Annotated in this window: 25 protein-coding genes and 2 tRNA genes; 10 read left to right on the top strand and 17 right to left on the bottom strand. The window is 63.7% G+C overall.

Going from position 1 to position 24,997, the window contains the following annotated elements; genetic code table 11:
* Positions 1-37 precede the first annotated feature (37 nt).
* Positions 38-667, top strand: coding sequence for a VOC family protein (locus tag B4393_RS03085; RefSeq protein ID WP_157901265.1), 630 nt, complete (start codon positions 38-40; stop codon positions 665-667).
* Positions 668-687: 20 nt separating this feature from the next.
* Here B4393_RS03085 and B4393_RS03080 read toward each other — a convergent pair whose 3' ends face one another.
* The 6 genes from B4393_RS03080 to B4393_RS03055 all read right to left on the bottom strand — a co-directional run bounded on the left by B4393_RS03080 (position 688) and on the right by B4393_RS03055 (position 7,204).
* A complete protein-coding gene (locus B4393_RS03080; protein ID WP_170209635.1) occupies positions 688-1,959 on the bottom strand; it encodes a YibE/F family protein in 1,272 nt (423 codons plus the stop codon).
* Positions 1,960-1,964: 5 nt separating this feature from the next.
* Positions 1,965-2,531, bottom strand: a complete 567-nt coding sequence (gene mobA / locus B4393_RS03075; RefSeq protein WP_078332847.1) for a molybdenum cofactor guanylyltransferase — start codon at positions 2,529-2,531, stop codon at positions 1,965-1,967.
* A 91-nt stretch (positions 2,532-2,622) separates the two neighbouring features.
* On the bottom strand, positions 2,623-2,955 hold the full coding sequence (locus B4393_RS03070) for a transglycosylase family protein (protein WP_078278459.1): 333 nt from the start codon (positions 2,953-2,955) through the stop codon (positions 2,623-2,625).
* Between the two features lie 688 nt (positions 2,956-3,643).
* Positions 3,644-3,952, bottom strand: a complete 309-nt coding sequence (locus B4393_RS03065; protein ID WP_070935557.1) for a hypothetical protein — start codon at positions 3,950-3,952, stop codon at positions 3,644-3,646.
* Positions 3,953-4,157: 205 nt separating this feature from the next.
* Positions 4,158-5,246 (bottom strand): 2-oxoacid:ferredoxin oxidoreductase subunit beta, encoded by a 1,089-nt coding sequence (locus B4393_RS03060; RefSeq protein ID WP_078332846.1) that lies wholly within the window; start codon positions 5,244-5,246, stop codon positions 4,158-4,160.
* Entirely contained in the window at positions 5,243-7,204 is a 1,962-nt protein-coding gene (locus B4393_RS03055; RefSeq protein ID WP_070935561.1) for a 2-oxoacid:acceptor oxidoreductase subunit alpha, read from the bottom strand. Before B4393_RS03055 ends, B4393_RS03060 begins: the two co-directional genes overlap by 4 nt.
* Before the next feature lie 310 nt (positions 7,205-7,514).
* Here B4393_RS03055 and B4393_RS03050 point away from each other — a divergent pair, with 310 nt between their 5' ends.
* Genes B4393_RS03050 through B4393_RS03040 form a run of 3 tightly spaced genes read left to right on the top strand, consistent with a single transcriptional unit; the run spans position 7,515 to position 11,387 of the window.
* Entirely contained in the window at positions 7,515-9,815 is a 2,301-nt protein-coding gene (locus B4393_RS03050; protein ID WP_413816125.1) for an FdhF/YdeP family oxidoreductase, read from the top strand.
* Entirely contained in the window at positions 9,808-10,632 is an 825-nt protein-coding gene (gene fdhD / locus B4393_RS03045) for a formate dehydrogenase accessory sulfurtransferase FdhD (RefSeq protein WP_078332844.1), read from the top strand. The genes B4393_RS03050 and fdhD overlap by 8 nt, the downstream gene beginning before the upstream one ends.
* Complete coding sequence (locus B4393_RS03040; RefSeq protein WP_078332843.1) at positions 10,629-11,387, top strand: DUF2185 domain-containing protein; 759 nt, start codon at positions 10,629-10,631, stop codon at positions 11,385-11,387. The genes fdhD and B4393_RS03040 overlap by 4 nt, the downstream gene beginning before the upstream one ends.
* A gap of 10 nt (positions 11,388-11,397) precedes the next feature.
* Here the strand turns inward: B4393_RS03040 and B4393_RS03035 are convergent, their stop codons facing one another.
* A complete protein-coding gene (locus B4393_RS03035) occupies positions 11,398-12,084 on the bottom strand; it encodes a guanylate cyclase (RefSeq protein WP_191987144.1) in 687 nt (228 codons plus the stop codon).
* A 72-nt stretch (positions 12,085-12,156) separates the two neighbouring features.
* Between B4393_RS03035 and B4393_RS27105 the strand changes: the two genes are divergently transcribed.
* Positions 12,157-12,318: a hypothetical protein gene (locus B4393_RS27105; protein ID WP_109558250.1), complete on the top strand. Its 162-nt coding sequence runs from the start codon at positions 12,157-12,159 to the stop codon at positions 12,316-12,318.
* Here B4393_RS27105 and B4393_RS03030 read toward each other — a convergent pair.
* Positions 12,315-12,977 (bottom strand): TetR family transcriptional regulator, encoded by a 663-nt coding sequence (locus B4393_RS03030; RefSeq protein ID WP_078278466.1) that lies wholly within the window; start codon positions 12,975-12,977, stop codon positions 12,315-12,317. The genes B4393_RS27105 and B4393_RS03030 overlap by 4 nt on opposite strands.
* Before the next feature lie 104 nt (positions 12,978-13,081).
* Here B4393_RS03030 and B4393_RS03025 point away from each other — a divergent pair, with 104 nt between their 5' ends.
* The 3 genes from B4393_RS03025 to B4393_RS03015 are packed head-to-tail and all read left to right on the top strand — an operon-like array spanning position 13,082 to position 15,636.
* Positions 13,082-14,173, top strand: a complete 1,092-nt coding sequence (locus B4393_RS03025) for a ferredoxin reductase (protein ID WP_078332841.1) — start codon at positions 13,082-13,084, stop codon at positions 14,171-14,173.
* 16 nt (positions 14,174-14,189) lie between these two features.
* Positions 14,190-15,395 (top strand): fatty acid desaturase family protein, encoded by a 1,206-nt coding sequence (locus tag B4393_RS03020; RefSeq protein ID WP_078332840.1) that lies wholly within the window; start codon positions 14,190-14,192, stop codon positions 15,393-15,395.
* Between the two features lie 10 nt (positions 15,396-15,405).
* Complete coding sequence (locus B4393_RS03015) at positions 15,406-15,636, top strand: hypothetical protein (RefSeq protein ID WP_070935576.1); 231 nt, start codon at positions 15,406-15,408, stop codon at positions 15,634-15,636.
* A 47-nt stretch (positions 15,637-15,683) separates the two neighbouring features.
* Here B4393_RS03015 and B4393_RS03010 read toward each other — a convergent pair whose 3' ends face one another.
* The 7 genes from B4393_RS03010 to B4393_RS02980 all read right to left on the bottom strand — a co-directional run bounded on the left by B4393_RS03010 (position 15,684) and on the right by B4393_RS02980 (position 21,436).
* On the bottom strand, positions 15,684-16,226 hold the full coding sequence (locus B4393_RS03010) for a GNAT family N-acetyltransferase (protein ID WP_078332839.1): 543 nt from the start codon (positions 16,224-16,226) through the stop codon (positions 15,684-15,686).
* Between the two features lie 20 nt (positions 16,227-16,246).
* Positions 16,247-16,858: a maleylpyruvate isomerase family mycothiol-dependent enzyme gene (locus tag B4393_RS03005; protein ID WP_078332838.1), complete on the bottom strand. Its 612-nt coding sequence runs from the start codon at positions 16,856-16,858 to the stop codon at positions 16,247-16,249.
* Between the two features lie 18 nt (positions 16,859-16,876).
* Positions 16,877-18,157: an ATP-dependent Clp protease ATP-binding subunit ClpX gene (gene clpX, locus B4393_RS03000; protein ID WP_070935582.1), complete on the bottom strand. Its 1,281-nt coding sequence runs from the start codon at positions 18,155-18,157 to the stop codon at positions 16,877-16,879.
* A gap of 253 nt (positions 18,158-18,410) precedes the next feature.
* A complete protein-coding gene (locus B4393_RS02995) occupies positions 18,411-19,064 on the bottom strand; it encodes an ATP-dependent Clp protease proteolytic subunit (RefSeq protein ID WP_078332837.1) in 654 nt (217 codons plus the stop codon).
* Entirely contained in the window at positions 19,061-19,654 is a 594-nt protein-coding gene (locus B4393_RS02990; RefSeq protein ID WP_109398847.1) for an ATP-dependent Clp protease proteolytic subunit, read from the bottom strand. Before B4393_RS02990 ends, B4393_RS02995 begins: the two co-directional genes overlap by 4 nt.
* A 150-nt stretch (positions 19,655-19,804) precedes the next feature.
* On the bottom strand, positions 19,805-21,286 hold the full coding sequence (gene tig / locus B4393_RS02985; protein ID WP_078332836.1) for a trigger factor: 1,482 nt from the start codon (positions 21,284-21,286) through the stop codon (positions 19,805-19,807).
* 76 nt (positions 21,287-21,362) lie between these two features.
* Positions 21,363-21,436, bottom strand: a tRNA-Pro gene (locus tag B4393_RS02980).
* A gap of 142 nt (positions 21,437-21,578) precedes the next feature.
* Here B4393_RS02980 and B4393_RS02975 point away from each other — a divergent pair.
* Positions 21,579-21,652 (top strand) — tRNA-Gly (locus B4393_RS02975).
* Positions 21,653-21,655: 3 nt separating this feature from the next.
* Here B4393_RS02975 and B4393_RS02970 read toward each other — a convergent pair.
* Positions 21,656-23,326: an NHL repeat-containing protein gene (locus tag B4393_RS02970; protein ID WP_078332835.1), complete on the bottom strand. Its 1,671-nt coding sequence runs from the start codon at positions 23,324-23,326 to the stop codon at positions 21,656-21,658.
* Positions 23,327-23,412: 86 nt separating this feature from the next.
* On the opposite strand from B4393_RS02970, the gene B4393_RS02965 reads away from it, so the two are divergent.
* Positions 23,413-24,261, top strand: a complete 849-nt coding sequence (locus B4393_RS02965; protein ID WP_078333009.1) for a hypothetical protein — start codon at positions 23,413-23,415, stop codon at positions 24,259-24,261.
* A gap of 6 nt (positions 24,262-24,267) precedes the next feature.
* Here B4393_RS02965 and B4393_RS02960 read toward each other — a convergent pair whose 3' ends face one another.
* Complete coding sequence (locus B4393_RS02960; RefSeq protein ID WP_078332834.1) at positions 24,268-24,930, bottom strand: TetR/AcrR family transcriptional regulator; 663 nt, start codon at positions 24,928-24,930, stop codon at positions 24,268-24,270.
* Between the last annotated feature and the right edge of the window lie 67 nt (positions 24,931-24,997).

Below are 24,997 nucleotides of genomic sequence, written 5' to 3'. Positions count from 1 at the left end.
CAGTGCCAGTCTCAAGGATTTCTGTTTCGACGCCACGATGCCCGGACCCGTCGCCAAGTTCTGGGCCGCGGCCATCGGCGGCGAGGTCGATGTCGACGAGGCCGGAGAGGCGCTCATCCGGCGCGGCAAGGCTGTCGACATCTGGGTCAATCGCGTTCCGGAGGCCAAGACCGTCAAGAACCGTGTGCATTTCGATGTCTACGTGCGCGCTGCGGAGGATCTCGTCGCGCTGGGCGCAAAGGTACTTACCGAGTACGGCCAGGACCGGGTGGTCCTGGCCGACGTCGAAGGCAACGAATTCTGCGCATTCCTTGATCCGGATCTCGAAAGTAATACGCCTGCAAGACTCTTCGCGGTATGCACCGATAGCGACAGACCAGTCGAGCTCGCCCGGTGGTGGCACGGGCTGATCGGCGGCACGATTACCCCCGGCCCGGACGGGACACTGCGCTGGTTGCGCGACGGCGCCGGGTGGGGCGACCTGATCTGGAAGTTCGTGCGGGTTGCCGACGAGCGCGTGGTGAAGAACCGCTGGCACTGGGACGTGCGTGCCGATGCCGCTCAATTGGTACACGAGGGCGCCCGCGCGCTGCGCGGCCCCGACACCAACATCCGCTGGACCGTGCTCACCGATCCGGACGGAAACGAGTTCTGCGCCTTCGGTTAGGCCGCCTTGCCCGCCTTCGGTTAGGCCGCCTTGCCCGCCCTCTGTGAGACCGCCTTGCCTGGCGACGCCAACGCCGCCGCAATGGCAGTTGTCAGGGGAACCGACAGCACCAGCGCGATGCCGCCCACTGCGGATCGGGCGATCTCAATCGCCACACCCTCGCTTGTCAGCACATCCCCCAGGGATCGGTTGGCGACGCTGAACAGCAGCAGGAGCGGTAGCGAGTTGCCCGCGTACGCCAGCACGAGTGTGTACACGGTGCTCGCGATGTGATCGCGCCCCACCCGCATGGCGCCCAGGAACACGTCTTTGCGGCTAGAGCCATCGCCCAGTTCCGCCAGTTCGTAGACGGTGGACGCCTGGGTGACCGTCACATCGTTGAGAACACCGAGTGATCCGATGATGAATCCGGCAAGCAACAGCCCGGATATCGACACTCCGCCCATGTACGCGGCGACTTCATTGTTCTGCTCATCAGAAAGGCCGGTCAAGTGGGTCAATTCAATGACAGCCCACGACAGACCGGCCGCGAACAACATCGCCGTGAGGGTGCCCAGCAGGGCCGCACTGGTGCGCATGCTCACGCCGTGGGCTAGATAGATGACCACAAAGAGGATCGTCGCCGACGCGACCAGCGCCAGCGGTAGCGCCGGACCGCCATCGCGCAGCGCGGGAAGCAGGAAAACGGCCAGCACCAGGAAGGCCACCACGATACCCACCAAGGCGCGCAACCCACGCCAGCGCGCCACCAGGCAGATGACGATCGCAAAGGCCGCGGCGACGGCGATCAACGGCCAGGTGCGCTCGTAATCGTAGAAGCTGTAGCTGGTGGCACCCTGCGCATCGACCTGCCTGGTGATCCGGATATGTTCTCCCGCAGCGAGGTTCGGCTGCCCACCGCCCGTGGTGAACTCCAGCTGGGTCTTGGCACCCGAGTTCGGGCCGGAGGTGATCGCGATGAGGTCCAGTGCGCATGCCGATTCGGGCGTCTGTCCCGCCGTGGGATCGGCGGTGAGCACCTGTCCGGTGGACGGGCTGCCGCATTCGCCCAGGCGCGTCGACAGCACCGTGCCCGATTCGGTGGTCACCGCGCCGCCGTGAGCATTTTGATACGGCAGCGGAATGTCCACGGTGCGATGCTCGGGCCACAGGGTCACCAACCCGATCAGGACCGCGATCCCCATCACGGAGAGCAAGCCCACCACGATGCGAGCGGCAGTGGAACCGAAGGGCGCGGTTCCATTCGACCCGAGGCCATGATGAGCGTGGGAGTGCGTATGTGAATGCGACACGACTGTCAGGGTAAGGGTGGCAACGCAGCCAGGTCTGCCGCTGTGTTCACGTTCACGATCCATTGAGGGTCTGATATCGAAATTCGTTGGGCACCAACGCGCTCAATGAGCGCGCCCAGTCGGCGTTCCCCGGCGGAGGCCAACTCATCAATGGTGTCGCATAGGCCTACGTCATAGACGGCGGCCAGGTAGTGATCCCGGCCGCCCGCGTTGGCCAGAGCGATGCGATCGCTGCCAACCGCGAGCTCATCGATGAGCGCCGGGGCAATCAGGGGCATATCGACGGCGCAGACAAATGCCCTGGCGGCTCCCCCTTCGGCGGCCGCCCGCAGCCCCTGCCCCAACGCCACCAACGGCCCCTGGCCGGGCTCACGATCCTCGATCACGGTCGCCTGCACGTCCGTGATCACCTGATTGTGGGCCCGCACCACGATCACCGGAGCGCATCGTGAGCTCACCGACTGCACGACGCGCTGCACCAGCGTCTCTCCACCCAGGCGGATGGCCGCCTTGTCGCGCCCCATGCGGCGCGATGCCCCGCCGGTGAGCACGACCGCCGCGAGATGGTTCATGACTGAAAGGTACGCACAAATGCCAACACGCCCCCAAGAAGCGGGTATCCGCTCTTAGGGGCGCGTTGGGGTGGTTCTGCGTTCTTCGGGCTTAGCCGCGCCTTCCGCAGACGGGCCAGGCACCGATTCCCTGACGGGACAGCACGTTTTCGGCAACCCGGATCTGCTCCTCGCGCGAGGCAAGGTGCGGGGAGCCGGAGCCGCCGTTGGCACGCCAGGTGCCCATGTTGAACTGCAGGCCACCGTAGTAGCCGTTTCCGGTGTTGATCCCCCAGTTGCCACCGGACTCGCACGCGGCGATGGCATCCCAGTTGACCGGATCCGCACTCGCTGTTCCAGCCAGTGCCATCGGAGCCGCGACAAGCGCAGGGGCCATGGCCCATAGGACGGCGCGGGTGGTGAGCGTTTTGCGGATGTACTTCATGTGTTTCCTCTCGCCGGGCACGCACCGACCAACACCCGCTCGCGGAAACCGCAGCGGGCTCTGGCACGCCTCCAGGTGAGGCGGACTTCTTCGTCGGATCGCGCCGTCTCGGTCAGGCGCGACAAGGGAGGCGGCTGCTGCCTCACCGGCTGGTAGTGGCCGGCGGCCAGATACCGCCTGGCGGCGTCCCTGGCCCCATTTACACACAGGGTTCACGGTTCGGAGTTTTGCTCCGATTTGTTGACGTTCGGACCGTACGGAACCATTCAGCGAAAGTCATCTCACGACACGCGCATTCCAAACCAATCACGAAACAATTACAGAACCCTTTTTCAGCGACTAAGCCCAGGTCGCTTAGGAAATTCTCAGGTTTCCTTAGGGTCGCCCCTACCTGGCATTAGTGAGTCAGATCACGTCGATTTTGTGAGCGGGGCCACGATTGCGGCAAATCACTCAAGCCACATTAGGAACTTCAACAACATACGGCGTGGCGAATTGACAAATTCACTGCATTCACTCCTTTATCAGGAGTAACACTATTTGCCATTTACCAATTGCGGCACAATTTTTACATAAGACAACGCGTCTATGTCCGGCAATTTTCAGTAACCGTGCGAAAGGTGTTGACATACAAGCCAATTCACCACAGATGAGCCGACGCATGGCAGCGTCCCGCAGAGCGGTCTGCTCAGCAGCGCAGGGCCACCACGGCGATCTTGCGCTGCGTCACCGGCACGGTAGTCGGATAGTTCTGGGCATCGCGTCCGGCGCCCACATCCGTCACCGGAGACTGCTTTTCCACCGAGGTGACCGTGCACTTGCTCATGTCACCGGCGCCGCTCTTGGTGATGATCACCCGATAGCCGTTGGCTTTGAGCTCGTTGATGACATCGTTGGCGTTGCCACCTCCGGGGGCGGCCGCCGCGGTGGCTGCGGCGCCCAGGGAGGCACCGATGGCCGCCACTGCTGCCACTGCCGCAATGAGCGACTGTCTCACGGCCTTCTCACCTCATATCTCGGGCATGAAGGTTGTGTTCCCACGCCCGACGTCGGCCGGTCAGGAACATCAACGTCATTGCATCCTACGAGAGCAACCGCATATCGCGCGCGAAGAGAAGCCCAGGCACGCCGGATATCGGGCGGTGAGGACGCCAATGTGCCTGCTGCCGACGCCGTTTCCCCGGCAGCACGGGTGATCCCGTCTAGCCGACAGTCCAGGTGTCGCGACCGGTCAACAGTGCCTGCAATGCGGCGGTGTCGCTCGGCTTGGCGGCCGCGGCGACCTTGAGCTGCTCACGCGCCAGATCGTCGTAGGTGGGACGCTGCACGCTGCGGAAAACACCCATCACGGTGTGCTCAAGATCCTGCTCGGACAGCCGCGACAATGCGAAGGCGTAGGCCGGGTCATCCGAATACGCGTCGTGCACCACGATGTCCTCGGCCTTCACGTCCGCGGTCTTGGCCACTTCGAGGCCGAAACCCGAACGGACGACGCACAGTTCACCTTCGGCGCCGAAGGTGATCGGCTCGCCGTGGTGCACGTTGATGACGCGCTGCTCGGCGCCTTCCTTGCGCAGAAGGTCGAAAGACCCGTCGTTGAAGATCGGGCAGTCCTGCAGGATCTCGACGAGCGCGGCCCCGCGGTGTGCGGCCGCGGCACGCAGCACCTCGGACAGACCCTTCTTGTCCGAATCGAGCGCCCGTCCGACGAACGTGGCCTCGGCGCCCAGCGCCAACGACACCGGGTTGAACGGGTAATCCAGCGAGCCCATCGGCGTCGACTTGGTGACCTTTCCGGTCTCCGACGTCGGTGAGTACTGCCCCTTGGTGAGGCCGTAAATCCGGTTGTTGAACAACAGGATTGTCAGGTTTACGTTGCGGCGCAGCGTGTGGATCAAGTGGTTACCACCGATGGACAGCGCGTCGCCGTCGCCGGTCACCACCCACACGGACAGGTCCTCGCGAGCCAACGCCAGGCCGGTCGCAATGGCGGGAGCCCGTCCATGGATCGAGTGCATGCCGTAGGTGTCCAAGTAATACGGGAAACGGCTGGAGCAGCCGATACCGCTGATGAACACGATGTTCTCGCGCTTGAGGCCCAGCTCCGGCAGGAAGCCACGGATGGTGTTGAGGATGACGTAGTCACCACAACCGGGGCACCAGCGCACCTCCTGATCGGAGGTGAAGTCCTTGGACTTCTGCTCCACGTCAGTGGTCGGCACCAGAGCATTGGCGCTGAGGCCAAGGTCAAGTCCGTTAAGGCTGCCGGTTCCGTTCAAAACGTCGGTCATGCTCGATCCCCTACGGCCACCGCGGATTCACGCGCGAGAACAGCCTTCTGACTTTCCTTTTCGGCGAGCGACCCGTCCAGGGCCGCATCGATGATTTCTTCGACCTCGTCGGCGAGGAAGGCCATACCCTGCACCTTTGTCACCGATTGCACATCCACCAGGTACTTGCCGCGCAGCAGCAGCGAGAGCTGCCCGAGGTTCATCTCCGGCGCCACAACCTTCGGGTACTTGCGCAGCACCTCCCCCAGGTTCTTCGGGAACGGATTGAGATGACGCAGATGCGCGTGGGCCACCTTGAGGCCCTTGCGACGAGCACGGCGGCACGCCTCGCCAATGGGGCCGTACGAGCTGCCCCAGCCGATCATGAGCAGCTGCGCGTCACCGGTCGGATCGTCAACCTCCAAGTCCGGCACGGTAATGCCGTCGATCTTGAGCTGACGCAACCGCACCATGAGGTCGTGGTTGGCCGGGTCGTACGAGATGTTGCCGGAGCCGTTGGCCTTCTCCAGACCACCGATACGGTGCTCCAGACCCGGCGTGCCCGGAACAGCGAACTGACGGGCCAGAGTCTCCGGATCGCGGTTGTAGGGCGCGAAGTCCTGGTCGGGCGAAGCGAACGTGTGCTCGATCGCCGGATAGCTCGCGATGTCCGGGATGGCCCACGGCTCAGAGCCGTTGGCGATCGCGCCGTCGGACAGGATCATCACCGGAGTCCGGTAGGTGAGCGCGATACGCACCGCCTCGACGGCGATATCGAAGCAGTCCGAGGGTGAACGCGGGGCCAGCACCGCGATGGGTGACTCGCCGTTGCGGCCGTACAGAGCCTGCAGCAGGTCCGCCTGCTCGGTCTTGGTGGGCAGACCGGTCGACGGTCCGCCGCGCTGCACGTCGATCACCAGCAGCGGCAGTTCCGTCATCACCGCAAGACCTACCGCCTCGCTCTTGAGCGCCACACCGGGTCCGGAGGTGCTGGTGACACCGAGCGCGCCGCCGAACGAAGCGCCCAGAGCCGCACCGATTCCGGCGATTTCGTCCTCGGCCTGGAAGGTCAGCACACCGAAGTTCTTGAGCTTGCTCAGCTCATGCAGGATGTCGGATGCCGGGGTGATCGGGTAGGTGCCGAGCACCACCTGGGTCTTTGCAAGCTGGCCCGCGGCGACCACGCCGTAGGCCAACGCCGTGTTACCCGAGACCTGGCGGTACTCGCCGGCAGGAAGAGACGCCTTGGCGACCTCGTAGGTGGTTCCGAAGGCCTCGGTGGTCTCGCCGTAGTTCCAGCCCGCCCGGAAGGCCAAGATGTTGGCCTCGGCCACATCGGGCTTCTTCGCGAACTTCTCCCGCAGGAACTGCTCGGTGCCCTCCAGCGGACGGTGGTACATCCACGACAGCAGCCCCAGCGCGAACATGTTCTTGGTGCGCGCGCCGTCCTTCTTGGAGACTCCGGCGGGCTCGACGGCGCCAAGCGCCAGGGTGGTCATCGGAACCTGATAGACCACGTAATCCGACATGTCGTCGTGCTCCAGCGGATCGGACTGGTAGCCGACCTTGGCAAGGTTGCGCTTGGTGAACTCATCGGAGTTGGCGATCACCATGCCGCCGCGCGGCAGGTCCCCGATGTTGGCCTTGAGGGCCGCCGGGTTCATCGCCACCAGCACGTCGGGCCGGTCGCCCGCGGTGAGGATGTCGTAGTCGGCAATCTGAATCTGGAACGAAGAAACGCCGGGAAGGGTGCCCTGAGGGGCCCGGATCTCGGCGGGATAGTTCGGCTGGGTTGCGAGGTCGTTGCCGAAGATCGCGGCTTCGGAGGTGAATCGGTCTCCGGTGAGCTGCATACCGTCGCCAGAGTCTCCAGCAAACCGGATGACGACTTTTTCCAGCTTCTCCGATACGGCTCCGTCGCCCACCGGTGACCTACCTTTCACGACGAACTCTGGCGGTGACGGTACGTACGCCACCATTCAGCAGAGTTTTCTGTCACTCTCGGTACCGATTATTGCACTTTCACACCGCTGACCTTGCCGAGGGCATACCCGCAGGTGCAGAACTTGACACCTGTCGAGCCATTCCCGCTGCCTGGCCAGTGTCGTTGCCGCGCTACCCACCAGTAGACGTGAGGCAAATCACAAGGATCAGCCAAGCATCTGCTTGGTTACTCCCGAACACCGTCTGGACGGGAAATGCCATCTCAGGGTTGTGGCGCCCAGAGTGAACGACGGGTCCAGAATGAGAACCATGACCGGGCACCGGATACCGACGGTTCAGCCAGACATGGAGGCCGAACCGGGCGCGCATGCCGAACCCGATATCTCCGTCACCGGGGCGAAGGACGTCGCAGCGGGGATGACCGCGGTCGCGGTTTCCCTGCAACGCGGTCTCGAACAAATGGGCCCGCTGCGCACCGCCGCGGCACTGACCAAGCTGAATCAACGTCACGGCTTTGATTGCCCCGGCTGCGCATGGCCCGAAACTCCTGGCCACCGCAAACTCGCCGAGTTCTGCGAGAACGGCGCCAAAGCCGTTGCCGAAGAGGCCACAACACGCACCGTCACTCCCGCGTTTTTCGCCCAACACTCGGTCGACGAGCTAGCGGAACTCCCCGAGTACTGGCTCAGCCAGCAAGGTCGCCTGACCCACCCGATGGTGCTGCGCGCCGGCGATTCGCACTACCGCCCCATCGATTGGGACGACGCATATGCGCTGATCGCCGACGAGGTGCGGGCGGCCGCGGACCCGGACCGACTGGTGTTCTACACGTCGGGGCGCACCAGTAACGAGGCCGCGTTCTGCTACCAACTGTTGGTGCGCAGCCTGGGCACCAACAATCTGCCCGACTGCTCCAACATGTGTCACGAATCGTCGGGCACCGCACTGACGGACTCGATCGGAATCGGCAAGGGCTCGGTGTCAGTGCCCGATATCGAACACGCCGACGTCATCCTCATCGCCGGCCAGAATCCCGGCACCAACCATCCTCGCATGCTGTCGGTGCTGGAGAAGGCGAAAGCCAACGGCGCCAAGATCATTGCCGTCAACCCACTCCCCGAGGCGGGATTGCTCCGGTTCAAGGATCCACAGAAGGTCCATGGCGTCGTCGGACATGGCGTGGCGATCGCCGACGAGTTCGTGCAGATCCGCCTCGGCGGGGATATGGCGCTGTTCACCGGACTGGGCAGGCTGCTACTGGAGGCCGAAGATGCCAACCCGGGGAGCGTCGTCGACCGCCAATTCATTGACGAGCACTGCGCGGGTTACCAGGAATGGGCCGCGCGCACGCGCGCGGTTGACTGGGAAACAGTCATGCAGGCAACAGGCATCGAGATGTCCCAGCTCAAGACTGTTGCCGGGCTCTTGGCCGACTCGAAGCGCACCATCTTCTGTTGGGCAATGGGCCTCACCCAGCATCGGCACGCGGTCGCCACCATAGGCGAGGCGACAAACCTGCTGCTGATGCGCGGCATGATCGGCAAGCCGGGTGCCGGAGTGTGCCCCGTTCGCGGCCACTCGAACGTCCAGGGCGACCGCACCATGGGCATTTGGGAGAAGATGCCCGAAACATTCTTGGCCGCATTGGATTCCGAGTTCGGTATCGCCAGCCCTCGCAAGCACGGTTTCGATACCGTCGACGCCATCCGTGCCATGCGGGACGGCAAGGTTTCTGTTTTCATCGGGATGGGCGGCAACTTTGCTTCCGCCACACCCGACACCGCCGTCACCGAGGCCGCGCTGCGCAACTGCGCCCTTACCGTGCAGATCTCCACCAAACTCAACCGCAGTCACGTGGTAAACGGGCGTACCGCGCTCATTCTGCCGACCCTTGGGCGCACCGACAAAGATATCCAGAAGTCGGGTAAACAGGTTGTTTCCGTGGAGGATTCAATGTCCATGGTGCACCTGTCACGCGGCGGTCTACACCCCCCGAGCACTCAGCTGCGCAGCGAGGTCGCCATCGTCTGCCAACTGGCGAACGCCATCCTGGGACCGACGCATCCCGTGCCGTGGGAGCGGTTCGCCGACGACTACGACACCATCCGCGATGCGATCTCACGGGTGGTGCCCGGATGCGCCGACTACAACACCAAGGTGCGCCAACCGGATGGGTTCGCGCTGCCGCATCCGCCGCGCGACGATCGCCAATTCCCAACCCACACCGGCAAGGCCAATTTCTCGACCGCACCGCTGGAGTGGGTGGCGGTCCCCGAAGGCCGGTTGGTGCTGCAGACCCTGCGCAGCCACGACCAATACAACACCACCATCTATGGCCTGGACGACCGTTACCGCGGCGTCAAGGGCGGTCGGCGCGTGATCTTTGTCAACCCGGAAGACCTTGCAGCATTTGGGTTGTCCGAGGGTGCGCGGGTCGACCTGGTGTCCGAGTATCCGGGTGCCGACGGTGTGATCGAGGAACGTCGCGCCGAGGATTTTCTCGTGGTGCCGTACTCCACTCCGCGCGGCAACGCCGCCGCGTACTATCCAGAAACCAATCCGCTTGTGCCCCTTGATCACGTCGCGGATAGGTCCAATACTCCGGTGTCGAAGGCGGTCGTGATCCGATTGGTGAGTCGTGGGTAGGGTCACCGACCGGCGCAGGATCCGTCGCATCGAAGGTGACGGACGCAATGACCGCAGCGAGACGCTCGTCGTCGAAGAACCGCTGGAAATTCGGGTGAACGGGCGCGCGGTGGCGGTCACCATGCGTACCCCGGGATCGGATGTCGAACTCACCCAGGGCTTCCTGCTCACCGAGGGAGTCATCTCCAGCCGCGACGACCTGCGGACCGTGCGCTACTGCCAAGGCGACGGGCCCGACGGCCTGAACACCTACAACGTTCTGGACGTAACCCTGGCCCCGGGAGTTGCCGCCCCCGACCCCACGGTGACCAGAAACTTCTACACCACCTCCTCGTGCGGTGTCTGCGGTAAAGCCTCGCTGGACGCGGTGCGCACCATCAGCCGCTTCTCCCCCGGCGATGACCCGTCCACCATCACATCAAGCACACTGGCCGGCCTGCCCGACAAACTTCGTTCGGCGCAAAAGGTTTTCGCGACCACCGGTGGGCTACATGCCGCCGCGCTGTTCACCGTGGACGGGACCATGTTGGCGGTGCGCGAGGACATCGGCCGACACAACGCGGTGGACAAGGTCATCGGGTGGGCACTCGAAAGCGACAGGGTGCCCCTCACCGGGACCGCGCTGCTGGTCAGTGGTCGCGCCTCTTTCGAACTCGCCCAGAAAGCCACCATGGCGGGCATTCCGATCCTGGCCGCGGTGTCGGCACCGTCTTCTCTGGCAGTGGACCTCGCGGCGCAGTCGGGGATGACGCTCGTGGCATTCCTGCGCGAAGACAGCATGAACGTCTACAGCCGAACAGATCGGGTGACCCTGTGACAGAGAAGAAGTTCCGGCTTGCCGCCGAACAGATAGTCCCCGACCTTGCGCGAAACGAGGCTTGCATCGCCAGCGATCGGATCACGGTCGATGGACGGCCAGTTGGTTTCATGTTCCGCGACTACTCCGGCTGGACCTTCTTCGCCGGCGACGAGAGCCAGAGTTATGTCGACGACGCCGCCAATCTAGGCATGTACTCGCTCAACACCATCGCCAATTACGACCGCGCGATACTTCCCCATCTCGATGCGCGCCACGGCACCGCATGGATACGAGACGGCGACCGCTTCGTGGAGGACCCGGAGGGCGCCCCAATCGATCCGGCTGCTTCAAACCCGCATGGCTTGAATCCGGACTTTCCGTGGGTCGAGGGGCGAGGCCAACTGACCGCACATTGCAGTATCGCTGTGCCCGAGCCCATGAGCCGCCGAACCGAAGACGAGCACCTCGTGCTGTGGCGCCCCGGCCTCACCGCGTGGATCGCGGTATGGGAGAACATCGAAGAGCCGCGGCAACGGCTCGATAAAATTATCCAAAACGCCTCTCCGGCTGCGTATGACCGCAACGACTGGTCCGCCGAAGGAATCTTGTTCCATTCCTACCGTGTAGACGAACAATCACATGATGGACGCGCACCTGCATTGTTCGGCTTCGCAATCGGGGTCCCCAGCCACGTCCAGCTCGCCGTCTACTTTGACCACGAACGGGATCTGGCGCCGGCCGAACAGCTGGTCCGCTCAATTCGGATCACGTGAGTCCGATTGCCTAAGGCTCGGGCACCTCGACGACGATCTCCCTGCCCAGCGAGTAGCCCGGCGCCAGCGGCAGATTGTCACCGCTCCAGAACGATCCCGGATCGAAGTAGTTCGACCGCTTCTCGGTGACGAGCAGCCCCATCTCCTCGAGGGTGATCGCCACCGTCTCGGCGCAGAACGCTGTCTCCAGCCCAGCTTGCCGTTTTTTCGTAATGTCCCGCTCGGCCACCTCGCGAACCTTCTTGTGCACGAAGGGAAGTCCACGAGTCAGATCGCTGACGGTGGGAAGTCGGCCCCGCATCCAACGGCCGGTCAACCGGGCGGTGGCCGGAAACGGTGTCCCGTCCATGCGGGCCACCACGCGCAGCGCTGCGTCCTCCTGCTCACGAGTCACCCGCGGGCTGAGCTGGCGTAGCCAGCATCGCTGGCCGTAGACGTGTGACCATCGCTCGATCGCCTCACGGGCATCGTGCAGCTGCACTCCCCGGTGGGTATCGCCTGTCCACACATCGGTGAGCTTGTTGCCGAGTTCGGCGTGCCACATCAGCGGCGGCAAATCGTCGATCGCCAACGTCATGCCGACATGGTTGACCGGACTGTTCGACAATGTCTGAATCAGACGATCGGGACCCGATCGTCCGCGGAACACCCAAATGTCGCCGGTCCGTGTCGCATCGAGGGCCTCCTCGATCGACACGGATCCATTGTCTTCACGCAAGCGGCTCATCCTGTCGCATTCCCGTCCACTCCCGCACCGTAGCCTGGACCGATGGCCAACATGTGGAAGTGGGTCGGGCTCGCGGGGGCCGTCGGGGTGGCAGCGGGGGGCGTGCTGGTCGCTCGTGATCAACGCAGACGCAAGGCGTACACGGTGGAAGAGATCCGCGATCGACTACATCAACGACTCGGCGAATCGGAGCGTCGCGGTTAGCGCGGCACCGACTTCCAGTTCTGCAAGCCAACAAAGGCCATCGTCAACGCGTTGGTGGCACCATCGACAACCTCGGCGGTGTCGGCATCGGGCTGCACCAGTTCGGCCACCGCATTGGCGGCGATCGACAAAATCAGGTTGGCCGCCGTCGTGAGATCGGCGGAATCCCATAGCCGCATCTGATCGCGTCGAGCCAGATCGATCGCCAGCTCCCCTGCGAGCAGGCGCATCTCGATACTCACCGCCCGCCGCACCTCAGTGGGTGCCGTGTATCGCTCGGTGACGACAAACCGCAGCTGATCCGGGTTTACCCGCACTTGCTCGGCGAGGATGCGCATGGACTCCGCCAATGTCGCCGGTTCGCCTCGACGTATCTCCCGAGCGATCCCCCGCGCGATGCGCATGCCCTCCTCGGCCAGCGCCACCCCCAGATCATCCAGAGATGAGAAGTGGCGGTAGAACGCCGTCGGCGAGATTCCCGCACCACGAGCGACGTCACGCAGGCTCAGCCCGGCGAACGACTGTGTGCGCGAGAGCTCGAGCGCGGCCTCCATCAAAGCGGTGCGGGTGCGCAGTTTCTGCTCACCGCGAACCGAGTCGCGCCGGGAGGAGGCACCTGCATGCGATCCCCGTTCCCGATGACTGGTCATGTCGATCACTGTATCGCTGTGATGACCGACACGGTGATTACGGCTTGACTGAGTGGGGGCATGTTGATTCACAATTTCAGTGTACATTCGTTAACTTAACGGAGGGAGTTCGAATGACATTTCTAACTAAAGCCACCCGACGCATCCTCACGCCCGAGTCGTCACTGGGCCGACTGCTGACAGCCGCCCTCACCCCGCACGCCGTCGACCGCTATCTCGAACTCGTCGACCCGATGATCACCTGGGAAGAGGCTCGCGCCCGCGTCATTCGCGTGCAGCGCCGCACCACCCGGTCCGTGACCCTGACCTTGCGCACAACTCATCAATTCAAAGGCTTTCGCGCAGGTCAGTTCGTACAACTGGGCATCGTGGTCGACGGCGTACGGCACGTCCGCTGCTTCTCACCCTCGTGCGCCGACGACGCACGGGACATCATCGAGCTGACCATTGCCCGCAGGCCTGAAGGACTGGTCTCGAACTATCTGTACAAGCACGCCGCCGTCGGTGACGTGTACAGCATCACCCCGGCCGCGGGCACGTTCGTGCTCCCCACGCCGCGCCCCATCCGGACGGTACTGATCTCCGCCGGAAGCGGGATTACACCCGTACTCTCAATGGCGAGAACACTCATCGGCAATGGGTACCCCGGCCAGCTCGCGGTGCTCTATTACGCCCCGACAGTCGCAGATAACGCCTACGCGAATGAACTCGCTGCACTCGGCGAGGTGCCGTCGGTGACGGTGCACACGGAGTACACCCGGGACGGCGGCCAGCACTTCAGCGCCGAACAGCTGCAGGCCGTCGCGCCCTGGCATGCGGACGCTCAGACGTTCCTGTGCGGACCGCCGTCATTGCATGAGGCGGTGACCGCGCTGTACGCCGAACGTGGACTCTCCGACCGTCTGCACACCGAGGAGTTCACCCTCGCCACATCGGGCACCACCGGCGAGGCCGGGGGCGTGCTGCGCTTCGCGACATCGGGCATCACTGCCGAGAACGATGGACGGCCCATCCTCGAACAGGCGGAGGCCGCCGGACTGCAGCCTGAATTCGGCTGCCGGATGGGAATCTGCTTCGCCTGCACCGCGGTGAAGACATCCGGATGCACCCGGAACCTGCGCACCGGGGACGAGAATCACGATCCCGATCAGCACATCCAGCTCTGTATCACCGCACCCGTCGGTGACGTCTCGATCGGCCTTTAGATCCAGGAGATAGACGATGACCAGCAACGAAATCACCATCAGCGCAGCGGATATCGAGGCCCTGGGCAAGGACCTCGATGCATTGCGCGAGCGGACCGTCGCCGATCTGGGCGAGCGCGACCGCGAGTACATCTACTCGATCATCAAGACGCAACGCGGTTGCGAGCTCGCCGGGCGCGCCATGATGTACCTGGGCTTCATCCCGCCGGTATGGCTCGCCGCGGTGGGCGCGCTGTCCGTCTCCAAGATTCTCGACAACATGGAGATCGGCCACAACGTGATGCACGGCCAATACGACTGGATGCGCGAAAAGGGCCTCAACTCACGCGACTTCGAATGGGACACGGTGTGCCCCGCCGATCAGTGGCGGCACTCGCACAACTACATGCACCACACCTATACCAACATCGTCGGCATGGATCGCGATGTCGGCTACGGCATCCTGCGGATGGCGCCGGAGCAGAAGTGGAACCCGTACTACCTGGGCAACCTGGCCTGGGCGACCGCCCTGATGGTGTTCTTCGAATGGGGCGTCATGGTGCACGAGCTCGAGGCCGAGAACATCGTGCGGGGCAGGCGGAAGTGGTACGACCTCAAGCCCCTGATCAAGGGCATGTGGCGCAAGGCCAGTAAGCAGGTTCTCAAGGACTACGTGATCTTCCCGGCGCTCACCGGCCCGCTATTTCCGATCACCTTCCTGGGCAACATGTCTGCCAACTTCGTGCGCAACCTGTGGACATTCTCGATCATCTTCTGCGGACACTTCCCTTCCGGAACCCAGACGTTTTCCAAAGAGGACACCGCCAACGAGACCCGGGGCGAGTGGTACGTCCGGCAGCTGCTTGGCTCGGCGAACATCGAGGGCAGCAGGCTCTTTCACATCATGAGCGGCAACCTGTCCCACCAGATCGAACATCACCTGTTCCCCGATCTGCCCGCCAACCGCTACCCCGAGATGGCCACCGAGGTACGAGAGCTGTGCCAGAAGTACGGCCTGCCCTACAACACGGGAGGCTTCTTCGCCCAGCTCTCGTCCACCTGGAAGAAGATCGCGCGCCTATCGCTGCCCAACGGCTGGTTCCGCGACGACGAGGAGCTCGTCGTGCACATCGAGCGAGACGCACGCAAGCAAGCAGCCACCGAGCCCGAGGTCGTCGTCATTGACGAGCGTGGGAACGTGATGTCACCGGCCAGCGGCTCCGGCGAGCTGGTAGACGCGTAAGTTAGGGGATGTGGTGAGCAAGTTCGAACGCAACAAGGACCTGGCCCAAGAGGTCGTGTCGTCCGCTGCCGACCACGTGGGTGAGATCGCCAAGATCATCACCAACGCGGTGGTCGACGTCACGAGGCAGATCGGCGAGATCGCCACGGACGCCTTCGAGATGCGTGAGGCGGCCAAGCGCGCCGAGCAGGATCACTCGCGGGACGTCACGGACGTCGACGAGGATCCTGCTGCGCACTGATCCTCAGCTGACGGGCGCGACATTCTGCTCGACGGCGAGCGTCGCGCTCAGTCGGAGGCATCCCGCCAGTCGGCGGCGGTGATGGTGAAGTACACGTAGTCCTCGGGCACGTCATTGCTGCCCACCCGCTTCTGGCGGTGATGCTCGTGAGCACCAATCTTGGCGAGCGCTTTTTGTGACCTGAGATTGGTTGCCCCCACGTGGAACCACACCAGGTCGGCGTTGATGAACGCGTAGTCCAACATGAGCGTCTTGAGCTCGGCGTTGACGGTGCCGCCCCAGTACTCGCGCGCAATGAAGGTGTACCCGATCGCGACTTCACGCTTGTTCGGATCCCACTCGTAGAATCGAGACGACCCGATCATCTCCCCCGTTGAGTGATCGATGATGACAAGCGATTTCGCGGCCAGCGCTTCGGTGAACCACTTCTCGAAGACCGGCCGCTGGTAACGGTCCGGGCTGGGGTGTTGCGCCCAGACGAGCGGATCGCTGGCGGCACGATACAGCGGCTCAAGGTCGTCTTCTTCCAACGGACGCAGGGTGAGCGTCGGCCCCTCTAGCGTCGGTTGGCTCATGAACTCGGTGGACATCACTATCAGCTTACGAGCAGTTACGAAATATGTTGCGCCAGGGTTGATTTACCGGGGCCATCCAAGTCCGCCAGCGCACATGGGCGGGCCGCCATCGCCATCAGCAGCGCCTCCGCCGGCCCGCTCACCTCGGGTCCACTCCCCCGCGACCAGTCCAGATCGGTGGCCACCAACCGCACCCCACGGGCCCGTATCGCTCCGCGTACCGGCGGTGCCCAGCGTGCGAAATCCATGGCGACGATCAGCCGGTCGCCGGGAATCTCGCGGGCGATGCCCAACGGGCGCCGAATGTCTTGTTGATGGATGATCCCGTCCAGCAAGGCAATCCGGCCGCCGAAACCTGATGTCAATACACCCGGCGTTTGCGCGGCCCGAACCATCTCCAGCAGCTGCTGCGGGGTGCGATCGGCCAATTCGGCGACGCGATTGGCGTTAGCCTTATTCGGGTTGAAACCTGCCTTGGCCAACCGGGAGTAGAACTCCATACCACTGAGGTCTTCATACCCGATCATGTGCGTGACAACGTCACGCACCCGCCACTGGCTACACAGCGATGGGGCGTCCCACTGCTCCGTCGTCAACCCCGCCAGGAAATTTGCGAGGTCGATTCGCTCGGCCCGCGCCAGTCCCATGGCGCTCTGCACAGCGACCTAAGCGGACTTATCGCGCCGCTCAGTACGCGAAGGCTTGCGTGGCACGATGGTCGGCAGCACGTTGTCGATGACGGTCTCGCCGGTCACGACGACCTTGGCGACATCGTCGCGGCTCGGGATGTCGTACATCACCGGCTGCAGCACTTCCTCCATGATGGCGCGCAGACCGCGGGCGCCGGTGCCACGGTGGATGGCCTGATCGGCGATGGCCTCCAGCGCATCCTGGCTGAATTCCAGCTCGACACCGTCCATGTCGAAGAGGCGGGTGTACTGCTTCACCAATGCGTTCTTCGGCTCGGACAGGATCGTGATGAGCGATTCGCGGTCCAGGTTTGTCACCGAGGCCACGATCGGCAGACGACCGATGAACTCGGGGATGAGCCCGAACTTGATCAAGTCCTCGGGCATGACCTCGGCGAAGTGGTCCGTGGTGTCGATATCGGCCTTCGACTTGACCTCGGCACCAAAGCCCAGGCCGCGCTTGCCGACGCGGTCCGACACGATCTTCTCCAGGCCCGCGAACGCACCGGCCACGATGAACAGCACGTTGGTGGTGTCGATCTGGATGAATTCCTGATGCGGGTGCTTGCGGCCGCCCTGCGGGGGCACCGACGCCTGCGTGCCCTCCAGGATTTTCAGCAGCGCCTGCTGCACACCCTCGCCGGAGACATCGCGGGTGATCGACGGGTTCTCGCTCTTGCGGGCGATCTTGTCGACCTCGTCGATGTAGATGATGCCGGTCTCGGCGCGCTTCACGTCGTAGTCGGCCGCCTGAATCAGCTTGAGGAGAATGTTCTCCACATCCTCGCCCACGTACCCGGCCTCGGTCAGCGCGGTGGCGTCGGCGATGGCGAACGGGACGTTGAGCATCTTGGCCAGTGTCTGCGCCAGGTAGGTCTTGCCGCAGCCGGTGGGGCCCAGCATCAAGATATTGGACTTGGCCAGTTCAACGGTCTCACCACGGGCGTCACGGGCCTTATCGCCGGCCTGGATGCGCTTGTAGTGGTTGTACACGGCGACGGCCAGCGTCTTCTTGGCGTTGTCCTGACCGATGACGTAGTTCTCCAGGAACTCCCGGATCTCCACCGGCTTGGGCAGCTCATCGAGCTTGACGTCGTCTGCGTCGGCCAGCTCCTCTTCGATGATCTCGTTGCAGAGGTCGATGCATTCATCGCAGATGTACACGCCGGGGCCGGCGATGAGCTTCTTGACCTGCTTCTGGCTCTTTCCGCAGAACGAGCATTTCAGCAGGTCGCCGCCGTCTCCGATACGTGCCATGGTGGCCAGTCCTACTTCCTGTCACGCGGTGGTGGATCGTGGTGTCGACACGTCCCTGCCCTGACTAACGAGCTATCGAACCCGACGCTACCCGCTATCTCGGCCGCACCGCGACCGATAAAGCGAATCGCACCGACGGCATTTACGCGCTGCCGTGCTGGAGAACATATCGCCTCGCACCGACTGGAGCCTCGGATGACGCGCACCGGAGACCGGTGTGTTGCAACTGTTATCCGGGGCCGCCGCCCGGCAGCTACGAGGCTGCCTGCGCGGAGAGCTTGCGGTACTCCAGAACGACGTCGATGATCCCGTAGTCCTTGGCCTCCTCGGCCGTGAAGATCTTGTCGCGGTCGGTGTCCTTGCGGATGACCTCCGTGGCCTTACCGGTGTGCCGCGACAGCGTCGTCTCCTGCAGCACGCGCATGCGCTCGATCTCCTTGGCCTGGATCTCCAGGTCGGTGAATTGTCCCTGGATCACGCCGGACAGTGAGGGCTGGTGGATGAGTACACGCGCGTTGGGCAGCGCCATCCGCTTGCCGGGAGTACCGGCGGCGAGCAGCACGGCCGCGGCCGACGCGGCCTGGCCGAGCACCACCGTGCGGATGTCGGAGCGCACGTACTGCATGGTGTCGTAGATCGCCATCAACGAGGTGAACGAGCCACCCGGGGAGTTGATGTACATGGTGATCTCACGGTCGGGATCCAGCGACTCGAGCACCAGCAGCTGCGCCATGATGTCGTTGGCCGAGGCGTCGTCCACCTGCACGCCGAGGAAGATGATGCGCTCCTCGAACAGCTTGTTGTACGGGTTCGACTCTTTGACACCGAAGCTCGAGTGCTCGATGAACGAGGGCAGGATGTAGCGCGCTTGGGGCGCCAACTCGGGGTTGAGGTGCTTCGAGATCACTTGGATGCTCCCTTGCTGCCGTTGAGATCGCCGCGGGTGATGATCTTGTCGACGAACCCGTACTCCAATGCCTCCGGCGCGGTGAACCAGCGGTCGCGGTCCGAATCAGCTTCGATCTGTTCGACACTCTTGCCGGTGAATTCGGCGTTGAGGCGGAACATTTCCTTCTTGATGACCGTGAACTGCTCGGCCTGAATGGCGATATCGGAGGCGCTGCCGGTGACACCACCAAGCGGCTGGTGCATGAGGATGCGGGCGTGCGGCAGCGCGTGGCGCTTGCCCTTGGTACCGGCCGCCAACAGGAACTCACCCATCGAGGCCGCCATGCCCATCGCGTAGGTGGCGATATCGCACTCCGACAGCTCCATGGTGTCGAAGATCGCCATGCCGGCGCTGATCGACCCACCGGGCGAGTTGATGTACAGGTGGATGTCCTTGGTGGGGTCCTCGGCCGTCAGCAGCAGGATCTGCGCGCACAGCTTGTTGGCGATGTCGTCGTCCACCTGCTGGCCCAGGAAAATGATGCGCTCGGAGAGCAGACGCTCATACACCGAGTCGATCAGGTTGAGCCCGGCTGTCGCCGAACGCATTTCAGTCACTATGCAACCTGCCTTCGTCTAGCTCTTCGGGGTTCGTATGAAACCAATCTTGAGAACCACTTTGCGTACTGCCGACATTAACCAACATCGGCTGCTGCGCACTCCCCGCCACGGGCGAGTTCGCTCAGAGCGTGACGCGGACTATTCGCCGTCCTCGTCCTTGCTCTTCTTCTTGGCCTTCTTCTCGGCCTTATCGGACTTGTCCTCGTCCTTGGTGTCCTTGGTGTCCTTGGCCTTCTTCTTGGCCTTCTCCGCCTTGTCCTCGGCGTCGGTCTCGGCACCGGCCTCGTCGGATCCGCCACGACGCGGTCCCAGCACGGCGTCAACGTCGACATCGGCACCGGTGGAGTCGGTCACCTTGGCCTGACGGATGACCTCTGCGATGGCCTTGCCGCGGCGCACGTCGACGTACAACCCGGGCAGCTGCTGCTGCTGGGTGAGGTACTGCACCAGCTGCTGCGGCTCGATGCCGTACTGGCGCGACATGAGCACCAGACGCTCGGTGAGGTCCTGCTGGTCGACATTGATGTCGAACTTGTCGGCGATCACGTCGAGCAGCAGTTCGGTCTTGATGGACTTGGTCGCGGACTCGCGCATGTCCTTGTCGAACTCTTCACGCGAGGTGCCCTGCTCTTCCAGCAGTTCATTGAGCTTGTCCTCGTTGTGGTCCAGACCGTGGACGGCCTCGTGCAGGCTGTTGCCGATCTGCTCCTCGAGGATCTTCTCCGGCACCGGAATCTCGATCTTCTCGAGCAGCGCGGTGATGGTCTCGTCGCGGATCTCGTCGGCCTGGGCGATGCGCTTGCGGCCCTTCACCTGCTCGACGAGGCTGTCCTTGAGCTCGCCGATGGTGTCGAATTCACTTGCCAGCTGGGCGAAATCGTCGTCGGCGGCAGGCAGCTCGCGCTCCTTGATGGAACCGACCTTAACGGTGACCTCGGCCTCTTGCCCGGCGAACTCGCCGGCGGCCAGCTTGGTGGTGAACACCTTCTCCTCGCCGGCCTTCAGGCCGATGATGGCTTCGTCCAGACCGTCGATGAGCTGTCCGGACCCGATCTCGTGCGACAGACCGGTGGTCGCGGCTTCCTCGACCTCCTTGCCGTCAACGGTGGCCGACAGGTCGATCGAGACGAAGTCGCCGTTCTCGGCGGCACGCTCCACGCCCTTGAGGGTTCCGAACCGCGCACGCAACGCGTCCAGCTCGCCCTCGACCTCGGAATCCTCGACGGTGACGGGCTCGACGGTGACGGCCACGGTGCTCAGGTCGGGCAGCTCGATCTCCGGGCGCACATCCACCTCTGCGGTGAAGGTCAGCTCCTGGCCGTCCTCGATCTTGGTGACCTCGATCTCCGGCTGGCCGAGCGGCTTGACGTCGGAGGCGGTGACGGCCTCGCTGTAGCGGGCAGGCAGAGCCGAGTTGACGACCTGCTCCAGCACGGCGGCACGGCCGACGCGGGCCTCGAGCAGCTTCGCGGGAGCCTTGCCGGGCCGGAATCCGGGCAGACGAACCTGCTGAGCCAGCTCTTTGTACGCCTTGGAGAAATCCGGTTCGAGCTCTGCGAAGGGAACCTCGACGTTGATGCGAACCCGGGTCGGGCTCAGCTTTTCGACGGTGCTCTTCACGTGCGGTGACTCCTTCAGTCGTTCCTATAGGCACAGCAGATCGTCCTGACCTGCGGTTCTTCGTGCTGTCGTGCTGTCGGGGTGACAGGATTTGAACCTGCGACCCTCCGCTCCCAAAGCGGATGCGCTACCAAGCTGCGCTACACCCCGTCGGACCTGCGTCCATACTTCATCCAAGACTCCGTACGAGACCAAGCGATCTTACGGCCTCAACATGCAACGGTATGAATTGGATTTGATCCGCCCCGGCGCTGTACATTCGTCAACGCGTGCGGGACAACCTCGCACGCATGCGGGTGTAGCTCAATGGTAGAGCCCTAGTCTTCCAAACTAGCTACGCGGGTTCGATTCCCGTCACCCGCTCCAGATCTATTGGGCGTACAACTTGACGACCCGGTCGTTACTACCGCTGCCGTCGATGACGTAGACATCACCGGTGCTGTCGACGGCAACCGCTCTCGGACTGTTCAGGTCGCCGAACGGCAGCGTGGTCGGGGCATCGGCGCCGGCGGCAAGTTTGAGCACCTTTTTCGCATGCTCATCAACAACGTAGATGTCTCCGGCGGTGTCGACGACGATCCCTGAGCGACGAGACCAGCCATTGAACGGCAGTTCGGTGGAAGTGCGGGAACCGGCAGCGAGTTTGAAGACGCCGTTGTGGACGGCGCCGACGTCAGTGACATAGACGTTGCCCCCGGCGTCTACGGCGACCCCGGCCGGCTTCTCCAGCTCGACAAAGGGCAGCTTGGTAGGCGCATCGGCGCCAACCGCAAGTTTGAGCACTCGGGGGTTGTCGCTATCGGCGTCGGCGACATAGACGTTGCCCGCGGCGTCGACGGCGACCCCCCGCGGCCAGCCAAGGTCGGTGAGCGGCAGTTCGGAGGGAGCGCTGGCGCCGACCGCAAGTTTGAGTACCCGGTTGGCCTGGCCGTAAGTGGCATAGACGTTGCCCGCGACGTCGACGGCCACATCAGAGGGGCCGTGCCACTCGTTGTAGGACGTGCTGCGAAGTTTGGGGAAGGGCAGCTTGATAGGGGCTGCCGTATCGGGGGCGAGTTTGAACATCCCGGCCTCGGCGCTTACGTAGACATTTCCTCCTGTATCGATCGCGATGCCATACAGGGGAACGATGTCGAAGTCGGCGAAGGGAAGCTCGATCTGTCGGCGATCTGGGCTCGACGCCGTCGTTGACTGGGTGCGCGTCGATTGGGTGCGCACGAAGTGATTGACAACGAAGACACCCCCGGCCACTACCGATGCTGCGACAAGCACTATGCCTGCGATGTGGACAACACCGCGCGTCTTAGTGCGGGGTATGGGGCTGTCGCTGGGGACTTGGCTAGGCAGCAAGTGCCCGTCGGCCAGTAGCGCCTCGCGCATCACCCACCGTTTGGTCGAAGGCAGCAGCACCAACACCAGCGTTAGCACCGGGAAGACGAGGCCCGACAGATGGCGGCCGGGCGACCCACTCATGCCGACACCACCTTCGTCGGCCGCGGCGAACGTCATGGCGAGGTCACCGAAGAAGACGGCAAGGCACAACGCGCATCCGACCGCCACGATCCGCGGCCCAAACCGCTTGCGCCTGAACATCATCACCGCGCCCGTCAACAGCGCCCCACCCACGATGACCGAACCACCGGCAACGACGTAGTAAACCGCGTGGTACCAGCCGGGCATCGTGTCGTTCTCGGAAACGTAATTGCCAGTCGCGAAGAACACGGCACCAATCGCAAGGTTGGCGATACCGCCGAGCAACGCCAACACCGCCGCAGTTTTCGCCGTAGCGCCGGAGGGCGAAGGTTCTCGCGGCGGCACAGCTGGCCGGCCCGGCTGAGGTGCGGCCACCGCTGGCCCTCGGACAACCGGAGACGAGGCGAGTCCACCGAGCAGGGCGCGCAGCTGTCCGTCGTCGTCGAGATCGACCTGATGCTCGAAGGCCCGGCCAACCACCGTCATCACCTCGTCGCGACTCAGGGTTTGCCCGGTCAAGGTGGTGATCCGTTGAGACAGCTCGGCGATCCGATCGGGCCCCGTCATACCGGTCACCTTAACCACGCCACTGTTTCGCGATCAGCATAAGTTCGCTGCATTCACCCGTTCCACACATCAGTACGGTGGGTGCCATGGAAATCATCCTGGGCCTGCTTCTTGTCGGCGTGATCGTAGGCGGCGCGATCATCTACACACAGGGGTCGAACCGCCGGCGTGGCGAGCAGCTCGAAGACGCCAAGGCCGACGCTCGCCGCGTCACCGAGCGTCTGGGTGGACAGGTTCTGGGTCTGGGCGGAACCGACGACGCCTCCCGTCAGGCACTCGCCGACGCCTCTGAGCGCTACACCGCCGCATCCTCGGCCATCGAGCAGGCTCGCACCCCCTCACAGGCGGCACTTGCCAAGGAGAGCGCCATCGAGGGCCTGTACTACGTGCGGGCGGCTCGACTTGCCATGGGCATGGACCCGGGCCCGGAACTCCCCTCGACCGCCGGGCAGAGCCGGGCCGGCTCGGTCACCGAAGAGCGGCGCATCAACTTCGAGGGTCGTGACATCGAGGCCTCCCCGGAGCCGTCGGGCCGGACCCCCAACTACTACCCCGGCGGCACGGTCGCGGGGCGTCCGGTTCCTGCCGGCTGGTACTCCGAGCCGTGGTGGAAACCCGCCCTCGTCGCCGGTGCCTGGGGCGTGGGTTCCGCGCTGCTGTTCAACTCGCTCTTCTCCGGTATGCACGGCGTGGGATACGGCGCACAAGGCTTCGAAAGCGGCTTCGGCCAAGGGTATTCGGACGGCTATGACGCCGGGCGCAATGCCGGAAACGAGGGCGGAGTGGACCAGACAGGCTGGGATCAGGGGTCAGGCGCCGATCAAGGCGGCTGGGATCAGAGCGGTGGCGGTTGGGACCAAAGTGGGGGCGGTTGGGACGGCGGCGGCTGGGATAGCGGCGGCGGCGACTTCGGTGGCGATTTCGGGGATTTCTAGAGATAGCTACCGCGCCTGGATGGGCACGTTGGGCGTGAGCAGAATGGGCGCGAAGGTCTCACGCGCCAACGCACGCACCTCCTCGGTGTTGCTGAGGTCGATGGTGGTCGCCGGCGCGGCAAGATATCCCAGCACCAGGTGAATCAGGACATCGACCTGCCGCCCGGAATCTCCCGGCGGAATGCGCCCTTCCTCGCGCATCCGGTCGATCTGGGTGAGGAGATAGGTCCGCGCCAGTTCTATCGGTGCTGGATCGCCCTGGGTGATCGCTTCTATCGCAGTCATCCTGGCCACAAGTGAATCACCGCGCAGGAGAGGATGATTCACAATCTCGATACAGACCGCGAACCCCTCGGCGACGCGCTCGCCAATATCGTCGAAACCGCCCGCACGTTCTTGCAACTCGTCCAGGAACTTTCGCATTTCTTGAGTGAGCGCCCGCTCGAACAGCTGGTCTTTACTGGAAAAGCGCCGAAACACCGTGGCGCGGCCCACTTTCGCCCGCCGCGCCACCTCATCGATGGTGGCCGTCTGAGTACCCCGCTCGGCCAGCACCTCGATGGCGGCGTCCAGCAATCGGGTCTCGATATCGTCAGGTTCGGGGTGCGAGCCTAGTCCGCGAACTGCGCGCGCCATGAGCTTTCCCAGTGGCGCACCCGGTCGCGTCATGACCTCCCCTTTCGGGTTATTGGTACTCGCCGTCCCATTCAGTGCAGTTTACAGCCGGAGGCGTCGT

Origin of the sequence: Mycobacteroides franklinii (genome assembly GCF_002013895.1) — a bacterium.
Lineage (GTDB): Bacteria > Actinomycetota > Actinomycetes > Mycobacteriales > Mycobacteriaceae > Mycobacterium > Mycobacterium franklinii.
Note: the sequence above shows the minus strand (reverse complement) of the source record. Positions and strands in the feature narration are given on the sequence as shown.